Below are 14,416 nucleotides of genomic sequence, written 5' to 3'. Positions count from 1 at the left end.
AATATATTTTTGCAGGTATTTCTTCGAATAAATTTAAATTTTTGACTTAATTAATAAAGAGATCTCTCCACTCCCTATGGTCGGTCGAGATGGGTTATTTATAGATGTTTTTTATTACTAAAGTTTAAATTTGATTATGATTTTTTATTTTTTGATTATTTTCAAATTTTTATGATTAAACCTAAAATATTTTTTTCTTTAGTCATCATTTTCATAAAAAATTACCCATCTCGAGCAATGTCGAGAGATCTCTTGAGTTTTATTTAGCTTGTAAATTTACTTATTCTTTGAGATCTCTCCGCTCGCTTCACTCAGTCGAGATGGGTAATTATTGGATATTTTTTAATTCCTAATTTTTTTTAAATTTATTTTATATCCTATAATTCTTGAATTTTTTCTTTCAAATCAAGGCTTGTTTGGTAGACGTCTTTTGCGTCCATTATTGCTCTTACTACGCAAACTCCGTCAGTATTCGAATTTTTTAATATTTCTACATTTTCAATATTTAAGCCACCTATTGCATATACATCGATATCCACAGCCTCTTTTATTTTTTTGAAAGTTTCAACCGATGTTCTTTTGGTTTTTACGTGAGTTTTTGTTTCAAAAATCGCCCCAACTCCCAAATAATTTGCTCCTTCATCTTGGGCTTTTTTTGCAGCTTCCACTGATTTTGCAGTAGCCCCAATAATTGCATCTTTTCCCAAAAGTTTTCTACAAAGTGAAATTGGAAAATCATCTGCGCCGACGTGTACTCCACAACCAAGTGCCCAGGCAAGATGAGGCTTATCGTCAATTAACATTGAAACTTTATATTTATCACAGATTTTTTTAACTTTTTTCCCTAAATTTAAAATCTCAAGGTCTGTTTTTTCTTTTTCTCTTAATTGAAGGATATCAACTCCACCTTTTAGGGCATCTTCAATTCTTTTTAAAAATTCTTCTTCAGTATATTTATCTGAATTTGTAACCAAATATAGTTTTTTCAAAATTTTCCCTCTCTTATTTTTGCTCTTTTTATGATTTCATCGTTTTTAATTTCAGAAATATTATCCATTAAATTTACAAAAAAACTGTAAGGCTTATTTGTATCAGAAATTTCTCCTGAAATTTCTAAAATCAAAAGTCCCAAAATTGAAGCTTCGATTGGATCACAAACTGATAAAAAGGTTGAAATCAAGCTTGTGAGCATACAACCTGTGGCTGTAATTTTCGAAAGATTTTCACAGCCATTTTCTATTAGAAAATATTTATTTTCACCAACTAAAATATCAGTTTTTCCTGTAACCAAAACTCTTGTTTGATATTTTTGTGAAAGAACTTTTGAAATTTTAATGAATTTTTTAATATTTTCACCTTCTAGCTTATCCTTATCTCCAACATCAACTCCCTTGGCGCCTGATTGATTTCCGCTTAAAGCCATAATTTCAGATCCATTCCCCTTTATTAGAGAAAATTTATAGTTTTCTAAAAGTTTTTTTGCAAAATCAAATCTTAATTTACTAACTCCAATTCCAACTAGGTCAATTATCACAGGGATATTTTTTTCGTTTGCAAATTTTACAGCCTTTTCTATTGATTTTATCCTTGAATCTGTAATATTTCCAAGATTAACAGAAAGTGAATCGGATTTTTTTACAATATCTTCCATCTCATCTGGATGCTCGGCACAAATCGCCTTTGCACCTTGAAATAAAATCGCATTTGCAACCATATTTATGGCAATTGGATTTGTAATTGCATGAATCAAGGGAGATTTTTCTTTTACTAATTCCCTATTTTCAAGAATCTTTTTCAGATTTATCATAAACATTTACTCCAAGTTTTTTTTGAATTTGATATAAAACTTTAGATTTTTGCAAAGTTTTTAGGAAAATATAGGCAAGGCTTCCTCCAATAATTGTAGCTATTATAAAGGAAGGAAGATAAAAATACCAGGTGATTTTTCCAGTACCATAAAATAATTTCATTACTGGATAGGAAACAAGAGCTCCAATCACTCCTGTTCCAAAAATTTCTCCAAGTACTGCCGCAAATAAATTACCTTTTGATTTTCTATAAAAAATCCCAGACAAAACCGCCCCAAAAACTTGCCCTGTTATGGCAAGAGGAGGAATTCCTAGAAGGCTCATCCTTAAAAATGCAGTTATTATTCCATTTAAAAGTGAATACCAGGGGCCCAAAAATACTGAGCAAACAATATTTACAAAATGGGCCGTCGGAGCAAAACCTTCAAATCTTAAAATTGGCGAAATAACAACTCCAATTGTAACAAACATTGATAAAGTCAATAAAACAAGAAGGGAATTATTTTTTCTCATAAACTCTCCTAAACATTAATATAGTCTGTAAAAACTGGACTCATGCCTATTGATTTTAAATCTTTTATTGCATCTTCACAAGACCTATTGTCTGCAATTTCAAATTGTTCGTCCCCTTCGTCTTGAGATTTTTTGGACCTGTGGCCTATTGATGTATCTACTGATGCAGAAATTTTTGTTGCTGCATATTTTACTGCTAAATTTCTAAATTCACGGTCTTCTCTTGTTGAAAGTGTTATTGATGCAAATGGCAAAAATAATCTTAGGGCAAGCATAATTTGGAAAAATTTCTTATCATTTACTTCAAAAAATTTAAGTTCATCTGCCCCATGAGTTGGTCTTATCCTTGGAAGAGAAATTGCGATTTCTGCGTGAGGATATTTTTTTTGAATTTTTTGAGCGTGAAGACCTAGTTTAAAGGCTTCTTCTATCGGATCATTTAATCCAAATAAAGTTCCAAATCCGACTCCCCTAAATCCTGCCATCATTGCCCTTTCTTGGGTATCGATCCTGTAAACCCAAGATCTTTTGTGACCGTAAGGGTGGTAAAAATCATAAGTTTTTGGATTGTATGATTCTTGGAAAACTGTAACAAAATCTGCTCCTGCTTCTTTTAATTTTTTATAATCATCTACATTTGCAGGATAAACTTCTATTCCTATTGTTTTAAAATATTTTTTGGCAATTTCACAAGCTTTTGCAATATATTCTACTGATGAAAATTTTTGACTTTCTCCTGTTAAAATTAAAACATCTTCTATGCCTGTTTCAGCTAGGGCCTTCATTTCTTCTTCAATCTCTTCAAAATTTAATTTTGCCCTTTTTATATCGGATTTTGCCCTAAATCCGCAATACCTACAAGAATTTTCACAATAATTTGCTATATAAATTGGTGAGAAAAGACAAACATTATTTCCAAAATATCTTACTCTTTTATCTTTTGCAAGATCTCCCATTTTTTCCAAATGAGAAAGAGCCTTATCGGATAAAAGATTGTAAAAATCTTCCTCACTTAATCTTTCTTTTTCTAAACTCGCAATGATATCAGCATCACTTACATTTTTATTTTTAATTTTTTCGTAATCATCTAAAACTTCGGTTTTTATATGAGAATCAATTATATCCATTTCTGGAAAATAATCTGTAACTTTTTTTATATTCATATTAATCAAAAAAATCCCTTAATGGTGATGATGGATCAGCACCAGATTCTAAAACTCTGCCTGGTTTTGAAAGTCTTGCAAGACGACCTGCTTCAATTCCAAGTTTAAAGGCTCTTGCCATCATTGTAATATCAGATGCACTTGCAATTCCTGTATTTGCCATAATTGCAGCCGCTCCCATTTCCATTGCCTCTGCGGCTTGACTTGGAAGTCCAATTCCTGCATCAACAATAACTGGAAGGTCAACTTCATCAATAATTATTTTTATAAATTCTTTTGTAACAAGGCCCTTATTAGATCCAATTGGAGCAGCAAGCGGCATTATTGCATCAGCTCCCGCATCTCTTAAATCTCTTGCATAATTTAAATCTGGATACATATAAGGAAGAACAATAAATCCTTCATCAGCCAAAATTTTTGTAGCCTTCAAAGTCTCTTCATTATCTGGCAAAAGATATTTGCTATCTCTCATAATTTCAATTTTTACAAAATTTCCACAACCCATTTCCCTTGCAAGTCTTGCAATTCTAATTGCTTCATCGGCATTTCTTGCTCCAGAAGTATTTGGAATAATTGTAACGTGTTTTGGTATATAATTTAAAATATTTGCCACATCTTTTGTATTTGCTCGTCTTAGGGCAACCGTAATCATTTCACATTCTGCGTTTTTTACAGCAGCATCAATTAATTCAACAGAATATTTCCCACTACCAAGAATAAATCTTGAATTAAATTCCTTGCCACCTAGTATAAATTTATCTTCCATAATAATCCTTCCTTATTTTTTTCAAACACTCAAGTGCCTCAAGGCTTGCCATAATTGATACATAGGCAAGATAAAGGCCATCTTTTTTTGCATCAGATTTAAAATCTCCAAGCATGGTAATATTATTTATTTTTTTTACCTTAATATCTGAAATATCCCCAAGTCCTGCCATGCCCGATGCAGTAAAAAGAAATTTATTTTCCTTTTTTGAAAAATAATCAAATGCCATGACCTTGGACTCTTTATTATCAAAAGCTTCAATAAAATAATCTGTATTTTCTACAATTTCATCCATATTTTTTTCATCCAAAAACATATTTTTTGCATGAATTTTTGTATAGGGGATGGTTTCTGCGATTATTTTTTTTGTTGCAAGGACTTTTTCTTTGCCGATATCAGAAATTTTATAATTTTGCCTGTTTAAGTTTGAATATTCAACCTTGTCAAAATCATAGATGAAAATTTCTCCAACTCCTGCTCTTGCCAAAATCATGGCAACATTTGAGCCAAGTCCTCCACAACCTAAAATCGAAACTTTTGCTTTTTCAAATATTTGATTGTCATTTTTATTTTGTCTTTTTAAAATTTTATCTCTTAAATCCAAATCAACCCCCTCCAACAAAGGAAAAAACTTCCACCTTATAGCCGTCTTTTACAAGAAAATTTTTGAAATTTTCTCTTTTTACAAGTTCTTCGTTTACTTCAACAGCCACAAACTGAGGATCAAATTTATTTTCTTTTAAAAATTCATACAAGGAAATTTCATTTTCAATTTTCACTTCCTTGCCATTTATTAAAACCATATTCACCTCCTAAAAAAAAGAACACAAATAGAAACCATACCCGAGGTGGTATGCCCCATTTGTGTTCGACACATAGATAAATAGACATTTTTAGGATCAAAAAAAGACCCTTAACTAGGGTCTCAAAGAATCGACAGAATTTATTTTTAATAATTAAAATAAATTTAAAATTAAATAAGCTCCAACCCATCTCGACCGACCAAAGGGAGTGGAGAGATCTCCTTAGATTTCTCCGCTCACTACGTTCGGTCGAAATGGGATATTCTTTTATTTAGTCATCATAAAAGACCCTTCACTAGGGTCTTTAAACTTCTTTTAAAAAATTATCGCTTTCTTACGCAGGTTTTAACCTAATCAAGTTTAAAGGGTTAATGGAAATCCATCTCTCAGCTAAAAAGCACCCCTAGCTATTTTTATTATAGGACAAATTTATTTAATTTGCAAAATTTTTTTAATTTTCCTTATTTTTTTGAAGAGCCTTACAGTATTTGAATAAATAAATAGGCGAAATTAAAGTCGCTAGACTATTATAAAATCCAAAATTTGGAATCCATGAACTTAATTTATTTTCATCTTCTCTCATTTGAATAGTTTTACAAGGTAGGGTTGTAAAAAATGCTAGACTTGCATAAATTAAGATTAGATATTTTACAAAAATATTAAGCTTGTACCTATCTAATAAATAATAAAGTCCCCAAGTAAAAAATCCTGCAATTATAAAAGATAATATTCTAACAAGGATAAAAGACTTTGAAGAATTTTTAGAATCTACATCTTGTTTTAATATAAATTTAAAATAATTTTTTAAAATATTCATCTTCCCTCCCCCTTTAGAATATCATCTTTCAAGATTTGGGACAAATCACCTTTCATCCATTGATAAATATTTTTTTGTTTGACTTAAAGATTTGTAGGCTGGTCTTATTATTTTTGAATCTTCAATTTGTTCAAGTCTGTGAGCTGACCAGCCGACTGTTCTTGCTATGGCAAAAATTGGAATATATAAATCTTTTGGTATATCTAGCATTTCATAGCAAAATCCCGAATATAAATCTACATTTGCACAAATTGGATAGGATTTATTTAATCTTTCCATCAAAATTTCTCCACCAATTTTTTCGATTTTTTCTATAAATTCAAAATCTTTTTCGCAATTTTTAATTTTTGAAAGCTCCCTTGCTTTTTCTTTTAACAAAACCGCCCTTGGATCTGAAAGGGTATAGACTGCATGGCCCAAACCATAAATCAAACCCTTTTTATCAAAGGCCTTTTTGTCCAAAATTTTCTCCAAATATTTTCTAATTTCTTTTTCATCTTTTGTATTTTTCAAATTTTCCCTAATATTTTCAAGCATAAGGCTAACTTTTAAATTTGCTCCTCCATGTCTTGGTCCTTTAAGTGAGCCAAGTCCTGTGGAAATTGCAGAATATGTATCAGTTCCTGATGATGAAACAACGTGGGTTGCAAAGGCTGAATTGTTTCCTCCTCCGTGTTCGGCGTGAATTATTAATAATAAATCCAAAATTTCTGCCTCTTCTTTTTTATATTTTTGGTCCGCCCTTAACATTGAAAGTATATTTTCAGCAATTGATTTATTTTCATCTTGGTTATGAATTATCAAGGATTTGCCGTCAAAATTGTGGATTTTTGCTTGGTAGGAATAAATTGCAATCATGGGCATTTTTGAAATTAGTGAAAGTGATTGGGACAAAACATTTAAAGTATCAGTATAATCAGCCATTTCGTCGTAAGAATAAAGGGCAAGAACTGATCTCATCATTATGTTCATGATATTATTTCCCGGAAGATTTAAGATTGTATCTTCAAAAAATTTGTTTGGAAGCTTTCTTTCTTGAACAAGGATATTTTTAAAATCCACAAGGTCACATTTATTTGGAAGTTTATTAAATAATAAAAGATAAATTATCTCTTCAAAGCCAAGTCTTTTTGTCTTATTAAAATCAGCGACCATGCAGGTTAAAGGAAATCCTCTATAAAAAAGTTCCCCATCTTTTGGTATTTTTTCTCCATTTTCAATTTTATAACCAAAAACATCACCAACTTTTGTTACTCCAACCAAAACTCCAGTTCCATTTTTATTTCTAAGCCCTCTTTTTATGGAAAATTTATCATAAATATCTTTATCTATTGTATTTTCTTTTTTTATTTCCTTAGAAAGGTCTATTAATTTCTTTGTGTTCATCCTAGGCCTCCAAATTTTTGATTATTTCTTGGGTGATTTTTTCTAAACTTGCCTCTCCGCCCAAATCTTTTGTATGATTTTTCTTATCTTCCATTGTTTTTTCAATAGACTTTCTTAATTTTTCGGACAAATTTCCTTCCCCAATATCATCAAACATAAGAGATGCTGTAAGTAAAATTGCAATAGGATTAGCAAGATTTTTCCCAGCAATATCAGGGGCAGAACCGTGAACTGATTCATAAATTGAAATATCCTCTCCCTTATTTACTCCAGGAATTAAGCCAAGTCCGCCGACAAGGCCTGCTGCCAAGTCTGACAAAATATCCCCATACAAATTTTCAGTAACAATAACGTCAAATTTATTTGGATTTAAAACCATTTGCATGGCAGTATTATCAACCAAAAGCTCTTCAAATTCTATATTTGGATAAGATTTTGAAATTTCACGTCCAACATTTAAAAACAAACCATCAGTAAATTTCATTATATTTGCCTTGGTAACTATGGTAACTTTTTTCCTATTAAATTTTTGGGCATAGTTAAAGGCTGCCCTTATAATTCTTTCAGATTTTTTTCTTGTTATGACCTTTATCGAATGAAATTCATCATCAGAAATTTTTTCTTCAAATCCCACATACAAGTCTTCAGTATTTTCCCTAAAAATTACCACATCAACATTTTCATATTTTGTATTTATATTTTTGATTGATTTTATTGGCCTAATATTTGCAAAAAGGTCGTATTTTTTCCTAAGTTCAACATTAATTGACCTAAAACCATGTCCAATTGGGGTTGTGATTGGACCTTTTATGGCAATTTTATTTTTTTCTATAGATTTAAAGACCTTATCTGGAATAAAGGTTTTTTCTTTTTCAAAAACGCTCGCCCCAGCATTTACTTCTTCAAATTCAACTTTTGATCCCAAAGCCTTTAAAACTTTTTTCATAGAATCGCAAATTTCAGGACCGATTCCATCTCCCATTATTAAAGTTACTTTCATACTTACTCCAATTCTAAATTTTTGGCATAATTTATATATCCGCCCATTTTCAAAATTTCAATTTCTCTTTTTGAAAACTCGCCTTTAACTTTTATTTCTATATCCTTATCCAAATCTTTTAAAATAAATTTTCCACTTTCTAAAGAATTTTCTATATTTTTTATTTGAATATTATCAAATTCAGACAATTTTTCATAATCTTTTTCATTTTCAAATTCTAACGGCAAAATCGCATTATTTATCAAATTTGACCTGTGGATTCTTGCAAAAGATTTGGCAATAACTGCCTTTATATTCAAATACAAAGGAATGAGGGCAGCGTGTTCTCTTGATGAGCCTTGGCCATAATTTACACCAGCAACAATTACTCCACTAGAATTTTCCTCTGCTCTTTTTTTGAAATCATCGATTTTTGTTGTAAAGGCAAATTCTGATAAGTATTCTATATTTGACCTAAATGGCAAAAGTCTAGCATTTGATGGGCAAATATCATCAGTTGTAATTCCATCTCCTGCCTTATAAATTATTTTTGAATTTATATAAGAAACTGGGCTTGCCTTTGGAAATGGCTTGATATTTTTTCCCTTTACAGTTTCTTTAATCCTTTTTGATAAATCTTCTTCCCTTTTTATAAAATAAGCATCAGTGTGGTCAAAAATAATATTATCATCAAAATCTTTTTTAAATTCAGAATCTTTAGGATTTGATATGTAGCCATTTATGGCAGAAATCGCACAAGTTTCTGGACTTGCCAAATAAATTTCGGCATCAATTGTCCCAGATCTTCCCTTAAAATTTCTATTAAAAGATCTTAGAGAAATCCCACCAGCTTTTGGAGCTTGACCCATACCTATACAAGGACCACATCCTGATTCCAAAATTCTTGCCCCAGTCTTAATCATCTTTGCCAAAGCTCCGTTTTCTGATAACTTTTCCAAAATTGTGGCAGAACCTGGAGAAATTACAAGAGAAACATCAGGATGAACTTTTTTTCCATCAAGAATTGATGCAACTTTCATCATATCCATGTAGGATGAATTGGTACAAGAACCTATTGCCACTTGATCAACTTTTATTTTTCCCATTTCAGAAATTTTTTGATATTGGTCTGGAAAATGAGGTCTTGCCACAGCTGGCTCGATTTTTTCCAAATCAATTTCCATGATTTCATCATAAAAAGCATCCTCGTCCGCTTCTAATTTTTTGTAATCCTCTTTTCTATTTTGACTTTTTAAATATTTTAAAGTATTTTCATCAGATGGAAAAATTGAAGTCGTCGCCCCAAGTTCTGCTCCCATATTACAAATTGTCGCCCTATCTGTTACGGACAAAGATTTTACACCCTCACCAGAATATTCCATTATATATCCAGTTCCGCCTTTTACAGATAATTTTCCTAAAATATATAAAATTAAATCTTTGGCATTTACATAATCTTTCAAAGAATTTTTAAGTTTTATATTATAAATTTTTGGCACCTTTACAAAATAAAATCCCTTTGCCATAGCAACTGCAACATCAAGACCGCCTGCTCCGATTGCAATTTGACCCAAAGCGCCGCCCGTTGGAGTGTGAGAATCAGAACCCAACAAAGTTTTTCCAGGCTTTCCAAATTGTTCCAAATGAACTTGGTGGCAAATTCCACAGCCAGCTTTTGAAAAAGTTATGCCAAATTTATTAGCAGCAGATTTTATAAACTCATGGTCATCAGCATTTTCAAATCCCTCTTGTAAAATATTGTGGTCTATGTAGGCGAGAGATTTTTCAGTTTTTACATCATCAATGTCCATGGCCTCAAGTTGCAAATAAGCCATGGTTCCAGTGGAATCTTGAGTTAAAGTTTGGTCAATTTTAATAGCAATTTCATTTCCTGTTTTTATTTCACCTTGTAAAAGATGGTTTTCTAAAATTTTTATAGCTAATGATTTTTTCATTTAATACTCCTTTACTTTAACGTAACATTGTAATAATTATACACCGTATTGAATTATTGTCCAAAAAAATATCCCACAAATTGTGAGATAAAACTAGTATTTCAAATTGTAAAAAGTTAAAAATTAAAATTTTTATTAATGATAATTCGAAAAAAATAAATCAAAATTAAAGCCAATAAAAGAGATCTCTCCTCTCCCTCCAGTCGGTCGAGATGGGTGGTTGTTAGATTTTTTTAATTGCTGAAGTTTAAATTTAATTACATAAATTATTTTTTTAAGAGCTTTCTCCGCAATGTCGTAATGTGTGGTGATTAGATATTTTTTATTGCTGACGTTTTAAATATTTAAATTTAATTTAGCTTTTATTATTAGCTAAATCATATAATAATATAAACCGAAGAAAAACCCATCTCGAGCGACAGTCGAGAGATCTCTTACGTTCAAATTTGCTTTAAATTTCATTCTTTCTTTGAGATCTCTCCGCAAGGTCGAGATGGGTAATTACGGTATGTTTTTAATTGCTGAAGTTTAATTTATTTATTATCTTTCAAATTTTAAAAGATGAAATTCAAGCAATATATTAGTTTATTCTTCAGCTATTAATTCCATATAAAGATTAACCCATCTCAAGTGTAGTCGAGAGATCTCTTAATTATTTTTGCGTATAAAAAAATAAATTCATGGGAAATTTTATTATAAAAAATCTCCCATGAATTTAACTACATATTCTTAGCTTTATTAAAAGAGGCCTCAACTGCCTTTATCAATCCTGCCCTAAAATTATTTTCTTCTAAGGCCTTTACTCCCTCGATTGTTGTTCCTTTTGGGCTTGTTACCTTATCTTTTAAAAGTCCTGGATGCTCTCCTGACTCTTCCATTAATTTTGCTGACCCTATTATAGTTTGAAGAATTAATTTATATGAAATATCTCTTTTGAGTCCACACAAAACTGCCCCATCAGACAAGCCTTCAATAAATAAATCTACAAAAGCTGGCAGACATCCATTTACAATACTTGCTGCATCAAATTGATTTTCATCAATTTTAATGGCCTTGCCAAAGGATGAAAAAATTTCTAATACATTTGAAAATTCATCATCACTTACATTTTTATTTGGACAAAGAATTGACATACCACATCCTACAGATGCTGGAGTATTTGGCATGGTCATGACAATTTTTTTATCATTTCCCAATAAATTTTCAAGTTTTTCTATAGTAAAACCTGCTGCTATTGAAATAAATACTTTATTTTCCAACAAATCTTTAATCTCATCAATCACTTCTTTATAATAATTTGGTTTTACAGCCAAAATTATATAATCAGAATTTTCTACGACCTTTCTATTTTCCATTATAGAAACTTCTTTGTCTTTAAAAAATTCTAAATTTGATCCTCTGTTAGATAAAAAAAGTTCATTTTTACCCAAAAGACCTTTGGCAATAGCAGAACCCATGTTTCCAATGCCGATAATACCAATTTTCATATTTCCTCCTTATAGAAAAATATATTATTTATCTTAAAATTTATTAATGTATCAATTTTATTCTTCGTTATGTTAGGGGAGAAAATGGGGGAGTTTCGATTCTCCCCCTTTTTTCTCCCCTAACAACCCCTCTTTTTTACCCCCCTGCAACCGACCATTGCATGGAGCTTTTCTTGTAAGAAGCTTCGCTTCTTTAAAGTTTTTAAAGTTTAATTGCTGTTTAAAAATAATTATAAATTCAAGTGAATTATTAGAGAAAAAATTTTTTGAACGTTAGTGAGTTATTTTTTCTCTTTTAATGAACTTTGAATTTATTTATTTTGGGCTTTTATTCTAATTAAATTAGGATAATCATTTTAAAAAACGAAAGAAACGTAAGTTTCTTTCTAATTTTGCTCCTTGCAAGGGCCGGTTAAGGGGGTTCGTTGAAATGGGTTTTAGGGGATATAATTAGCTTGAAATTGTGCCAGTGGCACAATTTCAATAATTATACCGCGGACTTTATTCGTAGTTTTAATTTGAAACTGAATTTTGATTTAAGATTTTTTTTAATTTTAAAAGCAAGTTAGCGTGGAAAAAGGGGACAATCGGAAGTCCCCTGTTCCTTCCGCCCTAAGTCTACGAAGGATTAATTTAATAAAATAATTTATATTAAAATAAAGTTTAAATTTCTAAAAATAATCTTTAAAAAGATTATTCCCTAACTTGCCCTTCTCCCAAAATCACATATTTATAAGTTGTAAGCTCATTTAATCCTACTGGTCCTCTTGCGTGGAGTCTTTGGGTTGAGATTCCTATTTCTGCTCCAAAGCCAAATTCTGATCCGTCTGTAAACCTTGTTGATGCATTTACGTAAACGCAGGCTGAGTCTACTTCTTCTACAAATTTATTTGCTGCTTCTATTTTTTCTGTGATTATTGCATCTGAATGGCCTGTGGAATATTTGTAGATGTGATCAATCGCCTCGTCTATATTCTCAACTTCTTTTACTGAAAATTCGTAATCCAAATATTCTTTCCCATAATCTTTCTCACTTGCAGAAACCGCCCCTTTAATTTTTCCTATAGTGTTCTCACAAGCGTGAACTTTTAATTTATATTTTTCTACGATTTTATTTAATCCATCATAAAATTTTTCATCAACATCCTTATGAACTACTAAACTTTCAATAGCATTGCAAACGCCTATTCTTTGAGTTTTGCCGTTTTCAAAAATCTTCAATGCTTTTTCAATATCTGCATATTTATCAACATACAAATGGCAATTTCCTACACCTGTTTCAAGGGTTGGCACACTTGCATTTTTTACAACTGCATTTATCAAAGACGCTGATCCTCTTGGAATTAATAAATCCACATATCCACTTAATTTCATAAGTTCAGTTGATGAATCTCTCGTAGTATCGTCAATTATTTGGACAATATTTTCATCAAAGCCTGTATTTTTTATTCCTTCTCTGATTGATTTTGCTATTGCAAGAGAAGAATTTATTGCCTCTTTTCCACTTCTTAAAATTATAGAATTTGAAGATTTTATAGCAAGAATTGACGCATCCAAGGTTACATTTGGTCTTGCTTCATATATCATTGCCAAAACTCCGATTGCAACAGATTTTTTCCCAATCAAAAGTCCATTTTCAAGAGTTCTGACATCAGTCATTTTTCCAATTGGATCAGGAAGTTTTATCATTTGATCAATTGAAAAAATCATAGAATCAATTCTTTGGTCATCAAGTTTAAGCCTATCAAGAAGACCTTCTGCCATATTATTGGAAAGTCCCTTGTCATAGTCTTTTTTGTTAGCATCAAGAATATTTTTCCTGTTTTTTTCCATGGAAATTTTTATATTTTCCAAAATTTTATTTTTATCTTTTGTTGAAAGCTTTACAAAATCTTTCTTAGCTTTTTTGGAAAGCTCACCCATTTTAATCAATTTTTCTTTTAAAGATTGTTCCAATTTCTTCACCTTTCACTATTCTTCTAATATTTTTCAAATCTTTTGAATTTGCAATAACTGTATCAATTCCCTTTTCCATACAAAGGTTAGCTGCATTGATTTTTGTTGCCATCCCACCTGTTCCAAGTTTTGAATAAGAATCCTTACCCATTGACCTTAATTTTTCGTCAATTATATTAACTTCTTTGATTAATTTTGCATCCTTATTAATTCTTGGATCATCAGTGTAGAGTCCATCAATATCTGACAAAAGCATAAGCAAATCAGCATCAACCAATTTTGCAACAACCGATGACAAGGTATCATTGTCCCCAAAATCAATTTCATAAGTAGAAATCGTGTCGTTTTCATTTACAATTGGCACAACACCCATTTCCAACAAATCATTTATAGTATTTTTGGCATTAAAATTCATAACCTCGTTAGTTTCAACCATTCTTGTAAGAAGAATTTGACCAATAGAATACCCATATTCCGCAAAAGCTTTGAGGAAAGTATTCATCAAAGTAACCTGACCAACGGCAGCTGTGGCTTGTTTTTTGCTAATATCATTTCTAGGCCTTTTAATAGAAAGCCTATTAGCCCCAGTTGCAATCGCACCAGATGAAACCAAAATCACCTTAATGCCCTTGTTTTCTAAATTTACAATTTCTTTCGCCAAATCCTCAATTCTTTCAATATCAACCCCACCATTTTCATGGCTTACAGAAGAAGATCCGACTTTTATAACTATTTTTTTTAATTCATTACTAAATTCTCTCATATTTTTTCACCATATTATAT

Annotated in this window: 14 protein-coding genes and 1 riboswitch; all 14 genes read right to left on the bottom strand. The window is 31.0% G+C overall.

The genetic code is table 11. The annotated features are described in order from the left end of the window. Window positions 1-377: 377 nt before the first annotated feature. The 14 genes from thiE to proB all read right to left on the bottom strand — a co-directional run bounded on the left by thiE (window position 378) and on the right by proB (window position 14,396). Window positions 378-989: a thiamine phosphate synthase gene (gene thiE, locus L6653_RS07080; RefSeq protein ID WP_236786254.1), complete on the bottom strand. Its 612-nt coding sequence runs from the start codon at window positions 987-989 to the stop codon at window positions 378-380. Then, window positions 986-1,807 (bottom strand): hydroxyethylthiazole kinase, encoded by an 822-nt coding sequence (thiM, locus tag L6653_RS07075; protein ID WP_236786252.1) that lies wholly within the window; start codon window positions 1,805-1,807, stop codon window positions 986-988. Before thiM ends, thiE begins: the two co-directional genes overlap by 4 nt. Beyond that, window positions 1,782-2,321, bottom strand: coding sequence for an energy coupling factor transporter S component ThiW (thiW, locus tag L6653_RS07070; RefSeq protein WP_236786250.1), 540 nt, complete (start codon window positions 2,319-2,321; stop codon window positions 1,782-1,784). Before thiW ends, thiM begins: the two co-directional genes overlap by 26 nt. Before the next feature lie 8 nt (window positions 2,322-2,329). Then, complete coding sequence (gene thiH / locus L6653_RS07065) at window positions 2,330-3,484, bottom strand: 2-iminoacetate synthase ThiH (RefSeq protein ID WP_236786248.1); 1,155 nt, start codon at window positions 3,482-3,484, stop codon at window positions 2,330-2,332. 1 nt (window position 3,485) lies between these two features. Next, on the bottom strand, window positions 3,486-4,250 hold the full coding sequence (locus L6653_RS07060; RefSeq protein WP_236786246.1) for a thiazole synthase: 765 nt from the start codon (window positions 4,248-4,250) through the stop codon (window positions 3,486-3,488). After that, window positions 4,240-4,854, bottom strand: a complete 615-nt coding sequence (thiF, locus tag L6653_RS07055) for a sulfur carrier protein ThiS adenylyltransferase ThiF (RefSeq protein WP_236786244.1) — start codon at window positions 4,852-4,854, stop codon at window positions 4,240-4,242. Before thiF ends, L6653_RS07060 begins: the two co-directional genes overlap by 11 nt. A 1-nt stretch (window position 4,855) precedes the next feature. After that, entirely contained in the window at window positions 4,856-5,053 is a 198-nt protein-coding gene (gene thiS, locus L6653_RS07050) for a sulfur carrier protein ThiS (RefSeq protein WP_236786242.1), read from the bottom strand. Between the two features lie 314 nt (window positions 5,054-5,367). Beyond that, window positions 5,368-5,468: riboswitch (TPP riboswitch) on the bottom strand. A gap of 36 nt (window positions 5,469-5,504) precedes the next feature. Beyond that, the gene (locus L6653_RS07045; protein ID WP_236786240.1) at window positions 5,505-5,870 is read right to left on the bottom strand and encodes a hypothetical protein; all 366 of its coding nucleotides are present in this window, start codon (window positions 5,868-5,870) and stop codon (window positions 5,505-5,507) included. Between the two features lie 45 nt (window positions 5,871-5,915). Further along, window positions 5,916-7,256: a citrate synthase gene (locus L6653_RS07040; RefSeq protein ID WP_236786239.1), complete on the bottom strand. Its 1,341-nt coding sequence runs from the start codon at window positions 7,254-7,256 to the stop codon at window positions 5,916-5,918. A gap of 1 nt (window position 7,257) precedes the next feature. Then, complete coding sequence (locus tag L6653_RS07035; protein WP_236786237.1) at window positions 7,258-8,256, bottom strand: isocitrate/isopropylmalate dehydrogenase family protein; 999 nt, start codon at window positions 8,254-8,256, stop codon at window positions 7,258-7,260. 2 nt (window positions 8,257-8,258) lie between these two features. Next, complete coding sequence (locus tag L6653_RS07030; RefSeq protein ID WP_236786235.1) at window positions 8,259-10,190, bottom strand: aconitate hydratase; 1,932 nt, start codon at window positions 10,188-10,190, stop codon at window positions 8,259-8,261. A 719-nt stretch (window positions 10,191-10,909) separates the two neighbouring features. Further along, the gene (proC, locus tag L6653_RS07025) at window positions 10,910-11,677 is read right to left on the bottom strand and encodes a pyrroline-5-carboxylate reductase (protein ID WP_236786234.1); all 768 of its coding nucleotides are present in this window, start codon (window positions 11,675-11,677) and stop codon (window positions 10,910-10,912) included. A 693-nt stretch (window positions 11,678-12,370) separates the two neighbouring features. Next, window positions 12,371-13,633: a glutamate-5-semialdehyde dehydrogenase gene (locus tag L6653_RS07020; RefSeq protein ID WP_236786233.1), complete on the bottom strand. Its 1,263-nt coding sequence runs from the start codon at window positions 13,631-13,633 to the stop codon at window positions 12,371-12,373. Beyond that, entirely contained in the window at window positions 13,602-14,396 is a 795-nt protein-coding gene (gene proB / locus L6653_RS07015; protein ID WP_236786232.1) for a glutamate 5-kinase, read from the bottom strand. Before proB ends, L6653_RS07020 begins: the two co-directional genes overlap by 32 nt. Between the last annotated feature and the right edge of the window lie 20 nt (window positions 14,397-14,416).

It is taken from the genome of Anaerococcus ihuae, assembly GCF_928368155.1.
GTDB classification, from domain to species: domain Bacteria; phylum Bacillota; class Clostridia; order Tissierellales; family Peptoniphilaceae; genus Anaerococcus; species Anaerococcus ihuae.
The sequence above is the reverse complement of the archived record's forward strand: the minus strand, read 5'-3'. Positions and strand labels throughout refer to the sequence as shown.